The 17,242-nt window shown below is 63.9% G+C and carries 14 protein-coding genes; 9 read left to right on the forward strand and 5 right to left on the reverse strand.

Translation table 11 applies throughout. From position 1 onward, the window contains the following. Positions 1-19: 19 nt before the first annotated feature. From mmsA to araD1, 3 genes are all read left to right on the forward strand, one after another. The gene (gene mmsA, locus ACFWXH_RS22685; protein ID WP_379123591.1) at positions 20-1,558 is read left to right on the forward strand and encodes a multiple monosaccharide ABC transporter ATP-binding protein; all 1,539 of its coding nucleotides are present in this window, start codon (positions 20-22) and stop codon (positions 1,556-1,558) included. Continuing rightward, positions 1,555-2,814: a multiple monosaccharide ABC transporter permease gene (gene mmsB, locus ACFWXH_RS22690; protein ID WP_379123592.1), complete on the forward strand. Its 1,260-nt coding sequence runs from the start codon at positions 1,555-1,557 to the stop codon at positions 2,812-2,814. The genes mmsA and mmsB overlap by 4 nt, the downstream gene beginning before the upstream one ends. 209 nt (positions 2,815-3,023) lie before the next feature. Next, positions 3,024-4,016, forward strand: a complete 993-nt coding sequence (gene araD1, locus ACFWXH_RS22695) for an AraD1 family protein (RefSeq protein ID WP_379123593.1) — start codon at positions 3,024-3,026, stop codon at positions 4,014-4,016. 22 nt (positions 4,017-4,038) lie between these two features. Here the strand turns inward: araD1 and ACFWXH_RS22700 are convergent, their stop codons facing one another. Next, on the reverse strand, positions 4,039-4,692 hold the full coding sequence (locus ACFWXH_RS22700; RefSeq protein ID WP_379123594.1) for an alpha/beta fold hydrolase: 654 nt from the start codon (positions 4,690-4,692) through the stop codon (positions 4,039-4,041). A 209-nt stretch (positions 4,693-4,901) separates the two neighbouring features. Further along, complete coding sequence (locus ACFWXH_RS22705; protein WP_379123595.1) at positions 4,902-6,545, reverse strand: dihydroxyacetone kinase subunit DhaK; 1,644 nt, start codon at positions 6,543-6,545, stop codon at positions 4,902-4,904. Between the two features lie 165 nt (positions 6,546-6,710). On the opposite strand from ACFWXH_RS22705, the gene hutH reads away from it, so the two are divergent. Continuing rightward, complete coding sequence (gene hutH / locus ACFWXH_RS22710; RefSeq protein ID WP_379123596.1) at positions 6,711-8,354, forward strand: histidine ammonia-lyase; 1,644 nt, start codon at positions 6,711-6,713, stop codon at positions 8,352-8,354. A 54-nt stretch (positions 8,355-8,408) separates the two neighbouring features. Here hutH and ACFWXH_RS22715 read toward each other — a convergent pair whose 3' ends face one another. After that, on the reverse strand, positions 8,409-9,314 hold the full coding sequence (locus ACFWXH_RS22715) for a LysR substrate-binding domain-containing protein (protein ID WP_379123597.1): 906 nt from the start codon (positions 9,312-9,314) through the stop codon (positions 8,409-8,411). 83 nt (positions 9,315-9,397) lie between these two features. Here ACFWXH_RS22715 and ACFWXH_RS22720 point away from each other — a divergent pair, with 83 nt between their 5' ends. The 5 genes from ACFWXH_RS22720 to ACFWXH_RS22740 all read left to right on the forward strand — a co-directional run bounded on the left by ACFWXH_RS22720 (position 9,398) and on the right by ACFWXH_RS22740 (position 15,478). Then, positions 9,398-10,924: an ABC transporter substrate-binding protein gene (locus ACFWXH_RS22720; RefSeq protein ID WP_379123598.1), complete on the forward strand. Its 1,527-nt coding sequence runs from the start codon at positions 9,398-9,400 to the stop codon at positions 10,922-10,924. A 66-nt stretch (positions 10,925-10,990) separates the two neighbouring features. Next, positions 10,991-11,656: a dimethylsulfonioproprionate lyase family protein gene (locus ACFWXH_RS22725; protein ID WP_379123599.1), complete on the forward strand. Its 666-nt coding sequence runs from the start codon at positions 10,991-10,993 to the stop codon at positions 11,654-11,656. Continuing rightward, positions 11,653-12,603, forward strand: a complete 951-nt coding sequence (locus ACFWXH_RS22730) for an ABC transporter permease (protein WP_379123600.1) — start codon at positions 11,653-11,655, stop codon at positions 12,601-12,603. Before ACFWXH_RS22725 ends, ACFWXH_RS22730 begins: the two co-directional genes overlap by 4 nt. After that, positions 12,603-13,475 (forward strand): ABC transporter permease, encoded by an 873-nt coding sequence (locus tag ACFWXH_RS22735; RefSeq protein WP_379123601.1) that lies wholly within the window; start codon positions 12,603-12,605, stop codon positions 13,473-13,475. Before ACFWXH_RS22730 ends, ACFWXH_RS22735 begins: the two co-directional genes overlap by 1 nt. Before the next feature lie 2 nt (positions 13,476-13,477). Next, complete coding sequence (locus ACFWXH_RS22740) at positions 13,478-15,478, forward strand: dipeptide ABC transporter ATP-binding protein (RefSeq protein ID WP_379123602.1); 2,001 nt, start codon at positions 13,478-13,480, stop codon at positions 15,476-15,478. 48 nt (positions 15,479-15,526) lie between these two features. Here ACFWXH_RS22740 and ACFWXH_RS22745 read toward each other — a convergent pair whose 3' ends face one another. Both ACFWXH_RS22745 and ACFWXH_RS22750 read right to left on the reverse strand, forming a co-directional pair. Then, a complete protein-coding gene (locus ACFWXH_RS22745) occupies positions 15,527-16,474 on the reverse strand; it encodes a GlxA family transcriptional regulator (RefSeq protein WP_379123603.1) in 948 nt (315 codons plus the stop codon). Between the two features lie 65 nt (positions 16,475-16,539). Next, positions 16,540-17,178, reverse strand: coding sequence for a VOC family protein (locus ACFWXH_RS22750; RefSeq protein ID WP_379123604.1), 639 nt, complete (start codon positions 17,176-17,178; stop codon positions 16,540-16,542). Between the last annotated feature and the right edge of the window lie 64 nt (positions 17,179-17,242).

Raw genomic sequence — 17,242 nt, forward strand, 5'->3', positions numbered from 1 at the left:
ACAGGCATCGGGTTCGGCGATGGCAAAAACCATTCTGGAGATGCGCGGCATCACCAAGACGTTTCCCGGGGTGAAAGCCCTGCAGGACGTCAATCTCAACGTCCAGGAAGGCGAGATCCACGCCATCGTCGGCGAGAACGGCGCCGGCAAGTCGACGCTGATGAAGGTGCTTTCCGGCGTCTATCCCCATGGCAGCTATGAAGGCGAAATCCATTTCGACGGTCAGGAATGCCGCTTCAACGGCATCCATGACAGCGAGCGCGTCGGCATCGTCATCATCCACCAGGAGCTGGCGCTGGTGCCGCTCCTGTCGATCACCGAGAACATCTTCCTCGGCAACGAACAGGCCAGCTTCGGCGTCATCGACTGGCACTCGGCGCGCAGTCGCGCCAAGAAGCTGCTGGCGCGCGTCGGCCTCAACGAAAATCCGGACACGCTGATCACCAATATAGGCGTCGGCAAGCAGCAACTGGTGGAGATCGCCAAGGCGCTGTCGAAGGAAGTCAGGCTGCTGATCCTGGACGAGCCGACCGCCAGCCTTTCCGAGAAGGACAGCCAGGCGCTGCTCGACCTTTTGCTGGAATTCAAGCGCCAGGGCATGACGGCGATCCTGATCTCGCACAAGCTCAACGAAGTGAAGAAGGTGGCCGACCGCGTCACCGTCATCCGCGACGGCCGCACCATCGAGACTATGGATCGCGACGACGTCAGCGAGGACCGCATCATCACCTCCATGGTCGGCCGTACCATGGAAGACCGTTATCCGACGCGTACGCCGAGGATCGGCGAGACCATCTTCGAGGTGAAGGACTGGGTCGTGCACCATCCGCTGCACCCCGACCGCCAGATCATCAAGGGCATCAACCTGTCGGTGCGCAAGGGCGAGGTCGTCGGCATCGCCGGCCTGATGGGCGCCGGCCGCACGGAATTCGCCATGAGCGTGTTCGGCCGCAGCTACGGCACCAAAGTAAGCGGCGAGGTGCTGCTGCACGGCAAGACCGCCGACACGACGACGGTGGAGAAGGCGGTGGCCGCCGGCCTCGCCTATGCCACGGAGGACCGCAAGACCTACGGCCTCAACCTGATCGACCACATCAAGCACAATGTGACGATCGCCAATCTGCCGGGCGTCTCCTCGAAAGCCGGTGTCATCGACGACATGAACGAGCTGAAAGTCGCCAAAGAATTCCGCAAGCGTACCAACATCCGCTCCTCCAGCGTCTACCAGGTCACCGGCAACCTTTCGGGCGGCAACCAGCAGAAGGTGGTGCTGTCGAAATGGCTGTTTTCCAATCCCGACGTGCTGATCCTCGACGAGCCGACGCGCGGCATCGACGTCGGCGCCAAATACGAAATCTACACCATCATCAACAAGCTGGCCGATGAGGGCAAAGGCATACTGGTCATCTCGTCCGAGATGCCGGAGCTGCTCGGCATCTGCGACCGCATCTATGTGCTCAACGAGGGCCGCATCGTCGGCGAACTCGCCGGACACGAGGCCAGCCAGGAAAAGATCATGCGGGCGATCGTCCGCGGGGAGGAGAAAGCGGCATCATGACAACGGAAACCGCAACGCCCGCCGAAGCGGCTCCGGCCAGGCAGTCCATGCGCGATGCGCTGAAGGAGAACCTGCGCGAATACGGGCTGGTGCTGGCCCTGATCATCATCATGGTGTTCTTCCAGGTGATGACCAACGGCATCCTGTTCCTGCCGGTCAACCTCACCAATGTGGTGCTGCAGAACTCCTACATCATCGTGATGGCGCTCGGCATGCTGCTGGTCATCGTGGCCGGCCATATCGATCTTTCGGTCGGGTCCGTCGCCGGCTTCGTCGGCGCGGTCGCAGCGGTGCTGATGGTGGACTACGGGTGGAACCCGCTGCTTGCCGCGGTGGCCTGCATCGCGGTCGGCGCCGTCATCGGCGGGGCGCAGGGCTACTTCGTCGCCTATATGAAGATCCCGTCCTTCATCGTGACGCTGGCCGGGATGCTGGTGTTCAAGGGTCTACTGCTCGCCCTGCTCGGCGGCCGCTCCGTCGGCCCCTTCCCGACCGAATTCCAGATGCTGTCGGCCGGCTTCATCCCCGACCTCATCGGCCGATGGACGATCGTTGCGCCGGCGCTCAATGCCTCGGGCAACGCCATCCCCAACACCGGCATCGCGCTTCATTCGACCACCATGGTGATCGGCGTGCTGATCGTGGCATTGATGTTCTATCTCGCCATGCGCACGCGGCGCGCGCAGGAACGCCACGGCCATGACACCGAGCCCTTCGGCCTGTTCCTGGTCAAGAACGCCATCATGGCCGTCATCATCATGTTCCTGATGTACAAGTTCGCGTCCTACCGGGGCCTGCCCAATGTGCTGATCGTGATGGGCATCCTGACGGCGCTGTTCGTATTCATCACCAAGCGCATGACCTTCGGCCGACGCATCTTCGCCATGGGCGGCAACATCAAGGCGGCTGCTCTTTCCGGCATCAAGACCGAGCGGCTCACCTTCTACGTCTTCGTCATCATGGGCATGCTGGCGGCACTGGCCGGCCTGATCTATGCCGCGCGCCTCAACCAGGCGACGCCGAAGGCAGGCGCCGGCATGGAGCTCGACGTGATCGCCGCGGTGTTCGTGGGCGGCGCTTCGGCGATGGGCGGTGTCGGCGAAGTGGCCGGTGCGGTCATCGGCGCCTTCATCATGGGCGTCATGAACAACGGCATGGGCATCATGGGCATCAACATCGACTGGCAGCAGGTCATCAAGGGCCTTGTGCTGCTCGGCGCTGTCGCCTTCGACCTCTACAACAAGAAAAAAGCCTAGGCCGGGCAAACAGAGAAAATGGAGCGGATCTTCCGCTCCGACCGAAAGACGGGACAGCTCGCGGGCCGGTAACCGGCCGCATAGTCGGGGCAGCGAAGCCCCGCGGGCAACATCCGAACGGACGACTTGAACGCGGACCGCCAACCGGCCCGTGAAGGACGAATTTTGTCGGGTTTTCAGGAACCCGGCACGACAGAAAGAGGGCCATCATGCTGATCTCCCAGTTTCTCGACGAGAGCGACGCCATTCGTGTCGTGGCGCGCAACGGCGGCAAGGCCCGCATTGTCACAGGCGCCCGCAGCGTCTATTCGCTGGCGACGGAAGCGGCGCGCACGGGCACTGGGCTGGAAGCGCTGATCGAGAAGAAAGGCCTCGCCGACACGGTCGACCTCGAAGGGCTCTACCGCAAGGGCCGGCTGCTGTCGCCGATCAACCATCCCGACCCGGCGCATCTGCACCTCACCGGCACCGGCCTCACACATCTCGGCTCTGCCGCCGCACGCGACGCCATGCACAAGAAGCTCAACGCGGAGGGCGAAGAGCAACTCACCGATTCCATGAAGATGTTCCGCATGGGCCTGGAAGCGGGCAAGCCGGCCGCGGGCCAGACCGGCGTGCAACCGGAGTGGTTCTACAAGGGCAACGGCACGATGGCGGTGGCGCCGGGAGCGGCCCTGCTCTCGCCAGCCTTCGCCGAAGACGCCGGCGAAGAGCCGGAGATCGCCGGCATCTATGTGATCGGCGACGATCGCCAACCGTTCCGCGTCGGCTTTGCGCTGTCGAACGAGTTCTCCGATCACGTCACCGAACGGGTGAACTATCTCTATCTCGCCCATTCGAAACTGAGGAATGCGTCCTTCGGCCCGGAGATCCTGATCGGCGACTTGCCGGCCGATATCCGCGGTACATCGCGCATCCTGCGCGACGGCAAGGAACTGTGGCAGAAGCCGTTCCTGTCGGGCGAAACCAACATGTCGCACACGATCGCCAATCTCGAACACCACCATTTCAAATATGCGCTGTTTCGCCGGCCCGGCGATGTGCACGTGCACATGTTCGGCACCGCAACGCTCTCCTTCGCGGACGGCATACGCGCCGAGGCCGACGACGTGTTCGAGATCGAGGCGCCGGAATTCGGCCTGCCGCTGCGCAACCCGCTCGAGATCGAGCAGCCGCAGGCGGTGGTGGTGAAGGCGCTTTAGAGCGTTTCTTCAACGCATTGGGTCAAAGCTGAGCCAGCAATATCTCGGTCAGGGCCTCCGGCTGCAGCCGGGCTACATTGTGCCCGCAATCGAGGGAAAAGGTCGACCACTCCGGATCGCCGCTCAAGCGCCGATAAAGGTCGAGGAACGGGCTTCCATCCCAGCCATGTGCGCCGACGAAAGTCTTGCGCGGCACCTCGCGCCAGCGGCCGCTGAGTGTGACGGCCTGGAGAAACGTTCCCATCGGCTGCGGCCGGCAGCGCGGGTCCATTTTGGGCGGCGGCATGCAGTTCAGTCCATCAGTCTTCGCACCCGCGATGAACATGTCCCGAAACCGGGGTGTCGTCAGCGACCAGACGGAGTCGTCGGTATCGGGCACATAGGCATCGACATAGACCAATGCCTTGATCTGTGATGGCTCGGCATCCGCCGCGCCGCTGACCACCATGCCGCCATAGGACTGTCCGACAAGAACCAGATCGTCGCGCTGCCCCTTCACGATGGCGGCGACCTCACCGATGTGGGTTTCAAGATTGGCCGTCGGGGCCGGAACGTCGCCAAGCCCCGAAAGCGTGATCGGTAAAGCCTTATGCCCGTGCGCGGTCAGCAATTCGGCCACCTTCTGGTAGACCCAGCCGCCCTGCCAGCCTCCGGCGATCAGGATAAAGGTGGCCATGTCGTTCATCCCTGTTTCGACGCTGGAGTAATTCCAGCAAAAGTGCGCAGCGATTTTGCGTCCGGAATTACGCAAAAACAAAGAGTTAGAGCGCTTCCGCGTTTCCGTGAAAAACGGAAACGCTCTCGCGGACCTTCGGCATCTCCTGGGTGGAAATCAAGACTGCCGAATTGAAAGCCTCGACAACATCGCCGGCAGCGTGACTTCGGTCACAAGCGACCAGCAGGCGATGGCTGGGCCGCCAGATGCTCGAACAGCCTTGCCACCGCCTCGGCGCCGGGGTCGACGTGACCTTCGAGCTGTCGGGCGTTGATGTAGGCGGCGCGGCCCGCCTTGGCGCGGGTGAGCGTCGCGGTGAAGTTCGCGCCCTGGCGGGCGGCAACGGCGGCGGCGGTCATGCCCTCGCCAAGCGCTTCGAGCGCGGGCGCGAGCGCATCCACCATGGTGCGATCGCCGATATGGGCGCCACCGATCTCCTGCATGCGGGCGAGCCCGGCCCGCAGCGCCTCGCGTATCGGCAGGCCGCTCGATGCGCCATCACCGGCAGCGGCGAAGAAAATGGCAAGCAGCACGCCGGACGAGCCACCCATCGTCTGGCTGAGTTCCAGGCCGATGGCACGCAGGAGTTGCGTGTGATCCGACAGCGGCAGGCGGTCGATGGCGTTGATCAACGCACTCGCCGCCCCGGCCAAGGTCGAGCCGGTATCGCCGTCGCCGGACTTGGCGTCGAGGGCGTTGAGGTCCTGCTCCGCGGCGATCAGCACGTTGCAGCAGTCGATCAGGAAAGCGCGTGTCGCCGCATGATTGGACGGCATCGGCATGATCGGCGTCAAGCCGTCCGGCAAGGCGGCAACGGCAATGGGCCGGACCTCGGAGACGCCCGGCCAGGCAACCATCGGCACGGGTGCCTTCAACAGTTCCAGCTCGGCCGCATTGGCGGCAAAGACCGAGATCGAAAAGCCCTGCATGTCGAGCGAGGTCATCAGCGGAGCCGGACCGACCGCGTGGCTGATCCTTGCGCCCACGGAGGAGCCGAGGAGATCATGCCCGAGCACCGACATTTCCACGACCGAGGTGCCGCCAAGATTGTTTATCAGCGCCACATGCTGCCCCTCGCCCATGACGGCCGCCAGCCTGTCGGCCATGCTCGCGACCGCGGCACGGGCGCCGGCGAAGTCGATCTGGTCTACGCCGGCCTCGCCATGGATGCCGAGGCCGAGTTCGGCCTTGCCTTCAGGAATGCGGTCTTCCTTCGGCGAGCCGGGCACGCGGCAGGTGTCTAGCGACATGCCGATGGAGCGCGTGCCGGCGATGACGCGCTTGGCGGCGGCCGTCACTGCGTCGAGGTCGGCGCCACGTTCGGCGAGCGCGCCGGTGATCTTGTGCACGAACAGCGTGCCGGCGACGCCGCGCGCCTGCGGCTGGTCGGGCAGCGCGATGTCGTCGCCGACGATCACCATGGAGACGTTGAGGCCAAAAGCCCGCGCGCGCTCGGCGGCGAGGCCGAAATTCAGCCGGTCACCGGTGTAGTTCTTGACGATGAGCAGGCAGCCGGCCGGACCGGTGACGGCCAGGATGCCTGCGAGCACCGCATCGACGCTGGGCGAGGCGAAGACGTCGCCGCAGACGGCCGCCGTCAGCATGCCCCTGCCGACGAAGCCTACATGGGCCGGCTCGTGGCCGGAGCCGCCGCCAGAGACGATCGCCACCTTGGACTTGTCCCAGTCGCTGCGCAGAACGACGCGGATATGCGGATAGCCGTCGAGACGGGTCAGCGCGCCGCCGGAGAGAGCGAGCACGCCGTCGATCGCCTCGGTGACGACGTCTTCGCGCCTGTTGATGAACTGGGCCATGAAAATGCTCTCCTTAAGCCTGGCGGGCAGGCTGGACGCTTGCCGGATGGGTCAGCATAAGCTGCCAAGGTCATGAATTTTGTTCAAGTGGACGTAAAAACTCATCATTTGCGGGCGTGTTTCTAACTTTCGATAGTCCCCCCGAAACAACTTCAGGGGATACTCATGAAAAGCCTGCGCCTTCTATCCGGAACGATCGGCATCGTCCTGCTCCTGTCCGGCACTGCCCTCGCGGATGTGGCTTTGAGCGGCCACGACGCCACGCCCGAAATGATCGTTCGCGTGGCCAACGGAGAAAACGTCTCGGTCAGCGACGAAAGCCTCGACAAGGTCAAGCGTGCCTATGCCGTGCTCCTGCAGGGCGCAAAGGAAGGGCAGGAAATCTACGGCCTGACCGTCGGCGTCGGCTGGAACAAGGACCGCAAGATGGTCGACGCCAAGGGCGAACTGACGCCTGAACTGATGGAGGCTTCGCGGGAGTTCAACGAGGGGCTGCTGCGCGCCCATTCCGTCGGCGTCGGTCCTGACACCGCGGTTCCGGTCGTTCGTGCCGCGATGGCGGTTCGCCTGAACAATATCCTGACGGGCGGCCCGGGCGTTCAGCCACATGTCGTCGAGATGCTCGTCGCATTCCTGAACAAAGGCATCACGCCGGTGATGCCGTCGCGCGGCTCCGTCGGCCAGGCAGACATGACGCTGCTCAGCCATATCGGCCTGGCCATGCTGGGTGAAGGCGAGGTCTATTACAAGGACCGCCGCATGCCCGCCAAGCAGGCGCTGGACGAAGCCGGCATCGAACCGCTGAAGCCGTTCGGCAAGGACGGGCTGGCGATCCTGAGTTCCAACGCCTACGCCGCGGCACTGGCCTCCATCGCCATCCACGATGCCGAACAGCTGCTGGAAACCTCGCAGTTGGTCTACGGTCTCAGCCTGGAAGGGTTGAACGGAAACGTTTCCCCGCTTCTGGAAGATGTCGCGGCCCTGAGGCCGTTTCCAAGCTACGTGAATTCGACTTCCGGACTTCGCGATGTGCTCGCCGGCAGCTATCTGTGGCAGGCCGATGAAAAGCGCATCCTGCAGGACCCGCTGAGCTTCCGCACCGCGCCATACCTGCTCGGCAGCTTTGCCGACAGCTTGGCCAGGACCAAGGCGCTTGTTGAGATCCAGATCAACTCGTCGGATGATAATCCAGGCATTGCCATAGGTGTCGAGCCGAAGTCCGACCTGCCCCAGGCCCGCAGGGGTTACGTCCAGGGCGGCGCGGTGTTGCCCACGGCAAATTTCGAGCCGCTGCCGTGGGTCATTTCGTTCGAGGAGCTGGGCATCGTGCTGGCGCATCATGCCACGGCATCGTCCGAGCGCGTCCTGAAGCTGAACAATCCAACCCACACGAAACTGCCGCGTTATCTCGGCACGGAAAACACCCATCATGCCTTCCTGGTCGTGGAAGCGCCGCTGATGGCGATTGCCGCGGAAGCCCGCTCGCTGGCGCAGCCGACCTCGTTCGACTCACGTCCCATCGCGGGCGGTGTGGAAGACGTCGGCACCAACGCCCCTTACGTCGTCGAGCGGGTGCGCCAGCAGATTGACGACAGCTTCACCGTCCTGTCGATGGAACTGATGCACGCGGCCCAGGCTGCCGACCTGCGCCTGAAGGAACATCCGGAACGGCGGCTCGCCACCGCGACGGCAAAGCTTCACGATGCCTTCCGCGAAAAGGTGCCTTTCCTCGATCAGGATCGTTCGATGACCCCCGATATCTCCGCCGGAGCCACCTTCCTCAAGACCTATGACGGCAAAGCCGACTGAGCGGCAAGCCACCAGCCCGAAGCAGACCACCGGAAGCCCGCTCGCGGGCTTCCGTCACAGGGACTTAATCCAGTTCTGGAATTTCTGTATCGCCTTCTCGTCGCCCCGGCGCTGGAGGTAGGCGAGATACCATCCGCCCGGTTGCATGATATCGGACTGGACCGGCACAACCAGGCTGCCGCTGGCGAGATCCGCCTCCACGAGGAACTCCGGAACCACCACGATCCCCTGCCCGCTGACGGCGGCCTCGATGGCGAGCAGATTGCTGTCGAACAGGGGCGACGATTTCTGCGAGAGACCGGAGATACCGACGCTTTCTGCCCAGATCGAGACATCCTCGGTTCTGCCGGAAACCGCCAGGAACGGAAAATGGCGCAGGTCATCGACCGACTTGATCGCCTTGGCGATGTCCCTGGAACACACCGCCACCAGCTTCTCGCGGCGCAGCAGCACATAAGTCAGGTTCGGACGGTTGGGCGTGCGCGTATAGATGAGGCCGACATCCGCCCGGTCTGGATTGAATTCCCAGTCGAGCAGGCTCGCGTCCAGACTGACTGCGATCTCGGGCGACGTCTCCCGTAGCGTCTGCAGCCGCGGGATCAGCCACCGCACCGCCACCGTGACGTAGACCTGAAGCGTCAGCGATGCCGGCGCGCCGGATTGCCGGATCAGGTCCGTGGTCAGCGAAATGCGGTCGAGCGCGTCCTGCACGACCGGGAAATACAGCATCCCCTCTTCGCTCAGTTCGACCCGGCCGGGCAGCCGCCGAAACAGTGGCCTGCCCAGGTTCCGCTCAAGCGAGGCGACCTGATGGCTGATCGCCGACTGCGTGACCCGCAGCTCCTCTGCCGCCCCCTTGAAGCTCAACAATCGTGCCGCGGCTTCGAAGGCCCGCAGGGTCGTCAGGGGTGGTAGTGTACGCCGGACCATCTCTCGCGAAGCCACATGAATTCTGTTCATGTAGACGTTAATTCTAATCGTTTGCAAGGGAACGGCGGCGTTTTCATAGTCTCCCGATAAGCCCGAAAAATGGGGGAACGGATATGAAAACCAGCCTTCTGAAAAATACCGCCCTGGCGCTGCTCCTGGGGGCCTGTTCGCTGCCGGCCACCGCGGCTTTTGCGCAGCAGAGCTGCATGCGCGTGCTGGGCTACGAATCCGACGGCGAAAAGCAGACGATGGATCCGGCAGCGCTGATCGGCACCGACAGCGTCTATCATATCCGTGCGGTCTACGAGCCCCTGGTCGACCGCAACAATGCGATGCAGCCGATCCCCGTGCTGGCCGAATCCTGGGAGTCCAATGCCGACGCGACGGAATGGACGTTCCACCTGAGGAAAGGCGTCAAATTCCACGACGGTTCGGACTTCGATGCCGCCGACGTCGTCTATTCGTACCGTCGCCTTCTCGATCCGGCCGTTTCGCCCGGCGGTTTCTCGACGCTCGCCTTCCTCGATGCCGAGGGCATCACCGCCGTCGACGATCACACCGTGCGCTTCAAGGTCAAGCAGCCCGTTGTCGAGCTGCCGATGCTGATCGCGACCAAATACGCCCTGATGGTTCCCGATGGCGCCAAAGCGGAAGACCTGCGCGTCAAGGGCGATGGAACCGGGCCCTTCGTGCAGGAGACCTTCACCATCAACGGTGCCGTCCGGGTGCTGCGGCGCAACGCCAACTACTGGCGCGCCGGCCTCCCGAAAGCCGACTGCCTCGAGATCACGACAAGCCTGGAATCGACCTCCAGGCTGTCCGCGCTGCTGTCGGGCTCGGTCGACCTCTCGCTGACAGTAGACCCGACCAGCCTCATCACGCTCAAGGACAATCCGGCCGTTGAACTCGTCTCGACGCCGGGAGCGACGTCGCTCTACGTCGCCGTGTGGACGGACACGGCGCCCTTCGACAATCCCAAGGTCCGTGAAGCGATGAAGCTCGTGATGGACCGCCAGAAGATCCTGGACACCGTGCTGCTCGGCTATGGCGAGATCGGAAACGACGCTCCCATCCCGCCTAGTTCGCCGCTGGGTCTCGGCACGCCGGCCAAGACAGCGGATATCGAACGTGCCAAGGCACTGCTCGCTGAGGCCGGGCATGCCGACGGCATCGAGTTCGATCTCTACACCTCGGATTCCTATCCCGGCATGCTGCTCCTTGCCCAGGTCTACGCCCAGATGGCGGCACCCGCCGGCATCAAGGTCAATGTCATCCCGTCACCGGCGGAAGGCTACTGGGATACGATCTGGCTGAAGAAGCCAGCCGTGATTTCCTACACCAGCGCGCGTCCGCCGGCAGAAGCCCTGACGCTGTCGCTCAACAGCAAGTCCGAATGGAACGAGACCCGCTGGAAGCGCGACGACTTCGATGCGCTCGTCGTCAAGGCCGGCCAGACCACCAACGAGCAGGAGCGCATCGGCCTCTATCGTGACGCGCAACGTATCGTCGCCGAGGAAGGCGGCATGATCCTACCGGTGTTCACGTCGATCGTTGCCGGCCTGCGCAAGGGCTGCACCGGCTTCAAGCCCAATGTCGACGTCAACCGCATCGACTATTCCGAGCTGACCTGCAGCCAATAGCGGGCATTTCGCCTCACACAAACTGGAGCCGCGGAGCAGGCCTGTTCCGCGGAAAAGGATGCTTTTATGAAAGTCCTGACGACCTTCCTGCAAAGCTTCGCGGATGCGCTGGACGGCGACGCGATGCCGGTGTCCCGTTCGCACGCGGCCCGGCTGCGCACATTGCAGGCCAGCCTGCCGCCGGTGAGGTCCGTGCCGACGGCCCGCGTGCCGATACAGGAAGCCTGCGAAGGCGAGCTGGTTTCCCGGCATGATTCGTCCGAGCTGGCGCGAGCGCTGTCCGGACTGCTGCCACAGCTCCACATCACCCGCAGCAAGACGTACCTTGCCAACCCGCCTTCCAACGATTTCGGCGACAACTATGGCTACAGCGTCATCTGTGGCCCACAAGGCGGTCCGCCCGCACTGATCACCGATCCTGAGATCGCATTCGGCCTGATGTTCCTCGGCCCCAGGACCCACTACCCACTCCACCACCACCCCGCCGACGAGCTCTATTATACGGTCACCGGCCCCTCGTTCTGGCGTGTTGGAAATGCCGACTGGGTGTCGCGCGGCACCGAGGCGATCATCCATCATCCGCCATGGATGCCGCATGCGACGCTCTCGGCTGAAAGGCCGCTGGTCCTGCTTTACATCTGGGAAGGCGACCTCGATACGGATGCGGCGTTCATCCCGGACCACCTGCCGCCGGATACCGCCCCGCCGCCAGTTGGATTGGATCTGAAATGAGCATCTTGCGCCTCCTCGCCAGCCGGATCCTGCTCTCGGCCCTGACACTCCTGATCGTCTCGGTCCTGATCTTCCTGATCCTCGAAGCCTTGCCGGGCGACATCGCGACCCGCATCCTGGGACGCGACGCGACGGCAAAGGCCCTGGAGGTGCTGCGCAGCCAGCTGCATCTCGACCAACCGCCGCTGACCCGCTACTTCCACTGGCTCGGCAATCTGCTTCACGGCGATTTCGGCGCATCGCTGGCGACCGGGCGGCCGATCGCCGATGTGCTCGGCCCCCGCATCGTCAACACGCTGCTGCTCTCGCTTTTCGCCTTCGCGCTTTATCTCGTCCTCGCTTTGGTCCCCGCGATCATCCAGGCGACGAACCGGGGCAAGGCCGTCGACAACATCATCTCGGTCATCACGCTGGTGCTGCTGTCGCTGCCCGATTTCCTGCTGGCGACGATCCTGCTGTTCCTGTTCGCCGTTGCCATTCCGATCCTGCCGGCGCTGGCGACGGTTTCTGAGAACAGCAACTGGCAGGAGATGCTGCGTGCGATGATCCTGCCGGCGACGACCCTTGCCATCATGATGGCCGTCTATGCGATCCGCGTGCTGCGCGACAGCCTGATCGAGGTGCTGCGCTCCGACTATGTCCGGCTGGCCGAGCTGAAAGGGCTTCGCCCCTCCGCGGTGCTGTGGCGGCATGCCCTGCCCAACGCCCTGGTGCCGGCCCTCAACGTGACGGCACTGAACCTCGGCTTCCTCATCGGCGGCGTGGTGATCGTGGAACGGGTCTTCTCCTATCCGGGTTTCGGCACGCTGCTCATCGATGCGCTGCAGCTGCGCGACATCCCGCTGATCAAGGCAACCGTGATGATCAGTGCCGCCGTCTATGTCGCCGCCAATCTCGTCGCCGACATCTGTGCGGTCCTGCTGCAACCACGCCTGAGGACACGCTGATGAGCGCGATCGTATCCCGCCCGGCCAGATCCCTTCAGGACTGGCATACCGCACCCGGGCCGTTCAAGGCCGGGGCCGTCATCCTTGGCGTCCACCTGCTGTTCGCGATCGTCGGCATGTTCTGGACCCCATACGGCTATGCCGAAATGGGGGCCGGACTGCCGCTTTCCGGCGCGTCCTGGCAACACCCGATGGGCCTCGACCAGATCGGCCGCGACGTCTTCAGCCGCTTCATGTACGGCGCCCACATCGTGCTTCTGCTTTCCTTCGCGGGCACCGTGCTTGGAATGGTCACGGGTGCCGCGATAGGTCTTATCTCAGGTTATGTCGGCGGCTGGCTCGACGACATCCTGCAGCGTGTCGTCGAAGCGATGATCAGCATACCGTTCCTGGCATTGGCGCTGGTCATGATAATTGCCGCCGGCCCCGCTCTCGCCGGACAGCCGGCCCTCATCATCGTCGTGGTTGCCATCGTCTATGCGCCCCGCATCACGCGCATCGCGCGTGCGGCGGCCATGGAAGTCGCGACCCGCGAATATGTCGCCGCTGCCGAACTCCGCGGCGAAGGCACGTTGTCCGTCGTCTTCCGCGAAATCCTGCCCAACACCGCCAATGTGCTGCTCGTCGAGTTCTCGCTGCGGCTGAGCTATGCGCCGATCCTGATCGGAGCTCTCGGCTTCCTGGGTTTCGGCATCCGCCCGCCGACCCCGGAATGGGGGCTGATGATCAGCGAGAACCGCAACCTTCTGATCGCCTCGCCGATGACTGTCTTCGGGCCGGGACTGGGCCTGGCATCCCTCGTCATCGGGTTCAATCTTTTCACCGATGGCCTGTCGCGCATGCTTGGCCAGCGGCCGGTCATGGGAGCTTGACGATGAGACCGTTGATCGAGGTCCGCAATCTCGGCATCGCCTATGGCCGCCCCGGCAATTGGACGAGTGTCGTCCAGGGCGTCTCCTTCGACATCGCGCGCGGCGAAGCGTTCGGGCTGGTGGGTGAATCCGGCTGCGGCAAATCCACCGTCGCCTATCGCCTGCTCGGCTACGGCACGGTCAACAGCCTGGCACAGACCGGCGAGGTGCTTTTCGATGGCGTCGATCTGTTGAAACTCGACGCCAGATCGCTGGCGCGCCTGCGCGGCAACCGCGTTGCCCTGGTCCCCCAAAATCCGACGACGTCGCTCAGCCCCGGCATGCGGGTCGGGGCGCAGATCCGCGAGATGATCACGACGCACCGGGCGCTTCCCGCCGGCATGACCATGGAGCGCCGCCTCGCGGAGCTGTTCACCTTGGTCGGCCTGCCGGATGTCGGCCATCGTTATCCGCACGAGCTTTCCGGCGGTCAGCAGCAACGGGTAACGATTGCGATGGCGGTCTCGTGCAATCCGGACCTGCTGGTTCTGGATGAGCCGACAACCGGCCTCGACGTCACGACACAACGCCAGATCATCCAGCTGTTGCAAAGTCTTCGAAGCAGCATCGGCATGGCGATGCTCTACGTCACGCACGATCTCGCCTTGCTCAGCCAGATCGCGGACCGTGTCGGCGTGATGTATGCCGGCCAGTTGGTCGAGATCGCACCTTGCGACGCGTTGTTGTCGGCGCCGGTGCATCCCTATTCGCGCGGCCTGATCGCGTCGATCCCGACGATAGACGGCGCAAGCAGCGGTCGAGGCCTGCGCGGCATGCTGAGGCGGGACCAGATCCCCAGCGGTTGCAAGTTCGAACCGCGCTGCGACTTCGCAAAGGCGGATTGCAAAAGCACACCACAGACACTCGAGCCGGCCGGTAAGGAGAGGGCCGTCGCCTGCATGCGCTGGAAGGATATCGAACCCGCCGCGGCGGAACTGACCAGAGCGGCCCGGTCACCACAGCCGGACACCGAGGTGGGAGCAGTGCTCAGCGTCGAGGATCTCGCCTTGTCCTACCAGTCTCCAAGCGTCCTTCGGACGTTTCTCGGCAAAGCCGACAGCATCGTTGCCCGCGACATCAGCTTCGATCTGAAGGCGGGCGAGGTCGTCGCCCTCGTCGGCGAGTCCGGCAGCGGCAAGTCGACCATCGCCCGCGCGATCAGCGGCCGGCTGCAACCTCGGTCGGGTGGAATCCGCCTCGATGGAAACGCGCTGGCGCCGGCGTTGCGGCGCCGTTCTGTCGAGCAGTTGCGACAGATCCAGTATATCTTCCAGAACCCCGATGCCTCGCTCAATCCGCGGCGGCGCATCCGGTCGATACTCGAGCGGCCGCTGCGCCATTTCGGCATCAAATCGGACAGCAAGACACTCGAGACCGTGCTGGAAAGCGTCGGCCTGCATGCCGGCTATCTGAACCGCTTCCCCGAACAGCTTTCGGGCGGCGAGCGCCAGCGCATCGCCATCGCGCGCGCCCTGCTGGTCAACCCGAAGCTTCTGATCTGCGACGAGATCCTGTCGGCACTCGACGTGTCGGTCCAATCGCGCATCGTCGAGCTGCTGCAGTCGCTGAAGAAACAGCATTCCGTCGCGATGCTGTTCATCTCGCACGATCTGGCTGTCGTGCAGCAGCTGGCCGACAAGGTAGCTGTACTCTATCGGGGCGAGCTCCTGCAGATGGCCGACACGGCCACCCTGCTCGAATCCCCTCTGCACCCCTACACCCAGATGCTGCTCGAGGCAGCACCTGGCCTGCGCAAGGACCAATACGTCTCGAGGTCGCCGGCAACACCAGGTGAGACGTCGGCAGGCGGGCAAGGATGTCCTCTCGCGGGCCGCTGCCATCGGCAGATCGGAAAGATCTGTGCGGAGAGCCGCCCGCCAGTTCGCAGCACGGAGACAGGCTTCATTCGCTGCCACATACCGGGCAGCCAGCTGGCGCAAGGCAACGAGCTGGCTGCAGCCTGAATTCCGAAATCATCCGCCTGCTGGCCGAAGTGACTGGAAGCCCGTTCGTCAGTTCGCGAATGACGATTCCCGCGCACTGCGCCTGATCGCCATCGGAGGTTGCCCGAAGGCACGGATGAAGGCGCGCCGCATGCGCTCGCGATCGGCGAAACCGGTCTCGGCGGCGACGACGTCGATGGGATGGCGGCTCTGCTCCATCATCACGCGCGCCGTTTCGAGCCGCAGGTTCTCCACCGCCTTGGCGGGCGTCTGCCCCGTCTCGGCACGGAAGGCACGGCTGAACTGCCGCGGGCTCAGATGCGCGGCCTCGGCGAGTTCCTCCACCGAAAGCGTCGAGCGCAGATTGGTCCTGGCATAGGCCAATGCCTTCTGGATGCGATCCGACTTGGGATCGAGGGCAAGCAGTTCGGAATGCTGCGACTGGCCGCCGGCACGGCGGTGGTAGAGCACGAGGCGCTGTGCCACCGCCCGCGCCAGATCAGCGCCGAGATCCTTCTCGATCATGCCCAGCGCCATGTCGATGCCGGCGCTCATCCCGGCCGATGTCCAGACCGGTCCGTCGACGATGAAGATGCGGTCTTCTTCCATCCTCACCTTCGGATAACGCGCCTGGAGCTTCTGCGCGACCAGCCAATGTGTGGTTGCCCGCCTGCCGTCGAGAAGACCGGCCTCCGCGAGAATGGCGGCGCCCATGCAAATCGACGCGATGCGCCGCGTCGATTTGATCGCCTTGCGGGCAAAGGCCACGATGACGGGAGCGGGCTCGTCGATCACGATCCCGGTTCCGAAGATCAAGGTGTCATGGCCGGACAGGCGAAGCTTGCGCGTCTCGATCGGAATGCCGAGCGAATTATCCAACAAGCCGCCCGTCTCCGAGAGGACTTCGATGCTGTAGACCTTTTCGCCGGCAACCAGATTGGCAAACTCGAACGCGGAAGCGGCGGCAAGGCTCATCATCTGGAAGCCGGACGTCAGAACGAAACCGATCCGCAGCATCAGATGTTCTCCTTGGCGCAAAAGGTTGAATACAGACAATTCAAGACAGGAGCCAGAACGCTCTTCTAGAGCGGGAGTTCCGTGCCGGCCTTTTCGGCCACCATGTAGGCGGCATACCAGTCGGGCCAATTGAAATCATGCTGGCCGCCAGTCCGCTTCTCGTGCTCGCCATGAGCCTCTGCCGCTCGCCGAAGTGCGGCCGCCAGGTCGGCCACAGAACTGTAGGCGGTGACGTCCGGCTCGACGCGACCCGGCAATCGTGCGGTGATCTCCTGAAGTATCCAGCCATTGCCGTCCGGATCGCTGAACGAGGCGAAGGAATTGTAGCTTCGCCCCTCCGGATCGCGCCCGGGCAGCGCCGGCCCGCCGACAGCGGCACGATGGAACACCTCGCTCACCGCCGCGCCACGCGCCTTGAGGCTCGCACGCGCGGCTTCGATATCGGTCACGATGAGATAACCCTGCGCGGAGCCGGGTGCCGCCGGCGTCAGCCCCTTGCCGAAATGGATAGAGGCGTTCGAGCCGGGCGGCGTGAACTGCACGACGCGGAATGCATCGCCATTGACGAAGTCGGCATCGAGCCGCCAGCCGAGACCGGCGTAGAACGCCTTGGCGCGATCGACATCGGCAACGGGAACCAAGAGGACTTCCAGTTTTAAAGCGGTTGCGGGCAATGGACTATCGGATTCGAGAATTCGAGACATTGTCGTTTCCTTCCAGACAGGTTGCAGGGAACGGCGCCACCGTGATGGGTACGCCTTCCCCCAG

The sequence above is a fragment of the Mesorhizobium sp. NPDC059054 genome (assembly GCF_042739215.1).
Lineage (GTDB): Bacteria > Pseudomonadota > Alphaproteobacteria > Rhizobiales > Rhizobiaceae > Mesorhizobium.

Coding starts and splice junctions, on each gene's coding strand:
- mmsB (WP_379123592.1), top strand. CDS start 1,555: ATGACAACGGAAACCGCAACGCCCGCCGAAGCGGCTCCGGCCAGGCAG.
- hutH (WP_379123596.1), top strand. CDS start 6,711: ATGAAAAGCCTGCGCCTTCTATCCGGAACGATCGGCATCGTCCTGCTC.
- ACFWXH_RS22715 (WP_379123597.1), bottom strand. CDS start 9,314: ATGAACAGAATTCATGTGGCTTCGCGAGAGATGGTCCGGCGTACACTA.
- ACFWXH_RS22705 (WP_379123595.1), bottom strand. CDS start 6,545: ATGGCCCAGTTCATCAACAGGCGCGAAGACGTCGTCACCGAGGCGATC.
- ACFWXH_RS22740 (WP_379123602.1), top strand. CDS start 13,478: ATGAGACCGTTGATCGAGGTCCGCAATCTCGGCATCGCCTATGGCCGC.
- ACFWXH_RS22720 (WP_379123598.1), top strand. CDS start 9,398: ATGAAAACCAGCCTTCTGAAAAATACCGCCCTGGCGCTGCTCCTGGGG.
- araD1 (WP_379123593.1), top strand. CDS start 3,024: ATGCTGATCTCCCAGTTTCTCGACGAGAGCGACGCCATTCGTGTCGTG.
- ACFWXH_RS22750 (WP_379123604.1), bottom strand. CDS start 17,178: ATGTCTCGAATTCTCGAATCCGATAGTCCATTGCCCGCAACCGCTTTA.
- ACFWXH_RS22725 (WP_379123599.1), top strand. CDS start 10,991: ATGAAAGTCCTGACGACCTTCCTGCAAAGCTTCGCGGATGCGCTGGAC.
- mmsA (WP_379123591.1), top strand. CDS start 20: ATGGCAAAAACCATTCTGGAGATGCGCGGCATCACCAAGACGTTTCCC.
- ACFWXH_RS22700 (WP_379123594.1), bottom strand. CDS start 4,692: ATGGCCACCTTTATCCTGATCGCCGGAGGCTGGCAGGGCGGCTGGGTC.
- ACFWXH_RS22745 (WP_379123603.1), bottom strand. CDS start 16,474: ATGCTGCGGATCGGTTTCGTTCTGACGTCCGGCTTCCAGATGATGAGC.
- ACFWXH_RS22730 (WP_379123600.1), top strand. CDS start 11,653: ATGAGCATCTTGCGCCTCCTCGCCAGCCGGATCCTGCTCTCGGCCCTG.
- ACFWXH_RS22735 (WP_379123601.1), top strand. CDS start 12,603: ATGAGCGCGATCGTATCCCGCCCGGCCAGATCCCTTCAGGACTGGCAT.